Here is a 1,015-nt window from a genome sequence, read left to right on the forward strand (position 1 = left end):
AACGCGTTGTCCGACACATGGAAACCGCGGCGACGCGCCACGCGAACAAAATAGACGTCAAGCGCCATTCAAAAGGGCCGAAGAGCTACGCTTACGGTCGACCGGCTCGAGCGCACGATCGAAGAGTTCGTCTCGACCTGGTCTCTGGAGCCGCTCGTGCGGGCGCTTCAAACATTGCGCGGCGTCGATCTGGTCGTCGCAGTGACATTCGCGACCGAGGTCGGTGACGTGAGCCGTTTTGAGGGCCCACGTCAACTTATGGGTTACCTCGGTCTTGTGCCAAGCGAGCGATCGACGGGAGAGGCTGTCAGGCGTCCCTCGCACCTCAACTCGTGCCCCATGGAGCTCAACCGTCACAACGGCTGCTTCCGGCGACCCGGAGGGAGCTGCAGCCGCCGATGGCGACGATTCCGACACCAACGGCACAAACGACAGTGCACCCGCCGCAGCTGGCAGCACCAGTTGACCTGAACGCGCCCGGCGCCGCCAGTCATGCACCTGCTGGGGCCGGCAGCCATGGCGACGTGCGACATCTGTTCGATCGCGCCCGGCTCGAGACTATCCGCGACAATCTGCGCCTTCAAATCATCTGGCCACTGTTTCCGGCCGCCGCCGAGCAGCCGCCGGCGTACACTTCTATGCGCGGTGACAACGGTCGTCTTATGTCGTCCGAATGGTCGTCCATTGTGAATGTGAGCACCCTTGCAGAAGATGACTCTTCTAACGGCGCTCACAGGTCTACGCACAAACAATCTGATGGGCCTCGCAGCCCCGCTTACGGTCGACCCGGTCCCTGGCGACGCGAACTGCTTCGACCATTTCTTGTAGCGCGATCTGATGTGCGGGGTGGTCGAACTGTTGTTCCTGGAGCCAACGCAAATAGCGCATCGTCCAGCCCTTTTTGCGGTGGTAGCTGCGGCTGCATATTTCAGTGATGGTGAGCAGCGATTTCGCGCGATCATGAGCGGCGAATTCAGACGATCGTGAGCAGCCCGCTCCGGCCGAGGCGGTGATA

Annotated in this window: 2 pseudogenes; one reads left to right on the top strand and one right to left on the bottom strand. The window is 61.6% G+C overall.

Annotated elements, in window-relative coordinates:
• Positions 1-96: 96 nt before the first annotated feature.
• A pseudogene (locus tag K359_RS62970) lies at positions 97-315 on the top strand (transposase); the annotation flags it as partial.
• A 462-nt stretch (positions 316-777) separates the two neighbouring features.
• On the opposite strand, the pseudogene K359_RS62980 reads toward K359_RS62970, so the two are convergent.
• Positions 778-918, bottom strand: a pseudogene (locus K359_RS62980) (IS110 family transposase); the annotation flags it as partial.
• Positions 919-1,015: the final 97 nt, after the last annotated feature.

This window comes from Bradyrhizobium sp. th-b2, from assembly GCF_000426785.1.
GTDB lineage: Bacteria > Pseudomonadota > Alphaproteobacteria > Rhizobiales > Xanthobacteraceae > Bradyrhizobium > Bradyrhizobium septentrionale.